This window comes from Suttonella ornithocola, from assembly GCF_001889065.1.
Classification (GTDB): Bacteria; Pseudomonadota; Gammaproteobacteria; order Cardiobacteriales; family Cardiobacteriaceae; genus Suttonella_A; species Suttonella_A ornithocola.
The window spans coordinates 1-1,322 of sequence record NZ_LWHB01000215.1 but is presented as its reverse complement, the minus strand read 5'-3'; the positions used below and the strand labels follow the sequence as shown (position 1 = coordinate 1,322).

4 protein-coding genes are annotated in these 1,322 nt (G+C 37.7%); all 4 read right to left on the bottom strand.

Annotated features, from left to right (window positions below; genetic code table 11):
- On the bottom strand, positions 1-128 hold a 128-nt coding region (locus A5N85_RS17900), incomplete at its 3' end, for a helix-turn-helix domain-containing protein (RefSeq protein ID WP_143143314.1).
- A 46-nt stretch (positions 129-174) separates the two neighbouring features.
- On the bottom strand, positions 175-432 hold the full coding sequence (locus A5N85_RS13045; RefSeq protein WP_072577580.1) for a hypothetical protein: 258 nt from the start codon (positions 430-432) through the stop codon (positions 175-177).
- Between the two features lie 9 nt (positions 433-441).
- The gene (locus tag A5N85_RS13040) at positions 442-789 is read right to left on the bottom strand and encodes a VirB3 family type IV secretion system protein (RefSeq protein ID WP_072577579.1); all 348 of its coding nucleotides are present in this window, start codon (positions 787-789) and stop codon (positions 442-444) included.
- 94 nt (positions 790-883) lie between these two features.
- Positions 884-1,111, bottom strand: a complete 228-nt coding sequence (locus tag A5N85_RS17895; protein ID WP_425451183.1) for a TrbC/VirB2 family protein — start codon at positions 1,109-1,111, stop codon at positions 884-886.
- Between the last annotated feature and the right edge of the window lie 211 nt (positions 1,112-1,322).

Here is a 1,322-nt window from a genome sequence, read left to right as displayed (position 1 = left end):
ATGGGGATTTTAATCCAGCTATAGACGGTGAATTTGCTGATCTTGTAGCGCTTTGCAACAGCGCGCCAAGTTTCTCCATTAGCAATATCGTTAAGAATTTTCTGTCGGAATTGGCGACAGTAGGTCATAGGATATGCTCAGTTTGTTTTTGATAATTCTACTATAAGTCGTTCTTTATATCTGCTTTGGATAGATTGGATTATAAGTGATTTGACTATAAATATTTGAACGATAGGGGGCGCGTAATTGAGAGAAAAATTTATTAATTTGTAATGCTCTGACATCAACCTCCCTTTGAGATTTACCAACATAACTAATCCCTTTTAGGCGAAAACACATAAGATAGTTACCGCCTTGTAGCTTAATAATCTCAGGGGTTACATGAGAGCTGTAAGGTATTAATTTGTCCATGCCAAAAGTATCTGCTGACATTTTTCCTCTTTAATCGTTAATAAATTTTGAATGGCGAAAAGCTCTTGGCGGAATAACGCTAATACTGTTTAATTTGTTTTTCCTGAGCCAATTAAATTCTCTCAGCTGTAAAAACCACATATTTAAGTATTGGTCATCTTGCTTAGTGATTTGTCGCATAATTGGAATAGCCAATGCAGCCGGAAACAAAAAAACCAGTGCTTTTAGTCCCAACTGTCCCCACACTAAAATCATCAATATCAAACAAGGCAAAACGGCAAGCACTAAAGCGTTAATCGGAACACCAATAAACATTACTGGCTTTGTTGCTCCCCTAAATAGGGGAGCTTCTAGGAAATCTTCTGATTTTTCTTTCATGATTAGGTGAAAAATAGATCAACTAATTCAGGTGCGGCTAAGAAGATAGCTGCTCCGATGAAAAGTTAGTCATATCACTGAGACGTTTACCGCCTCACCAAATCTGATATGCAGACCAGACAAGACAGCATATTGCAATACCGCGCCCCAACATCTTCAGTCCAGAGATGACTTGCTCTAAAACTGAATTGGTTTTTGATGCCCATGCTTGGGCAAGCGCCGGTTGAGAGGATAATAATCCCAATAATGCAACAGCTGTTCCCCATTTAACATACGGGTTGAAATTTAAGCTATCTGCATTGTATTGAACAACTTGATCAATATTCTTTTGTATATAGTCAAATCACTTATAATCCAATCTATCCAAAGCAGATATAAAGAACGACTTATAGTAGAATTATCAAAAACAAACTGAGCATATCCTATGACCTACTGCAGCCAATTCCGACAAAAAATTCTTAACGATATTGCTAATGGAGAAACTTGGCGCGCTGTTGCAAAGCGCTACAAGATCAGCAAATTCACCGTCTATA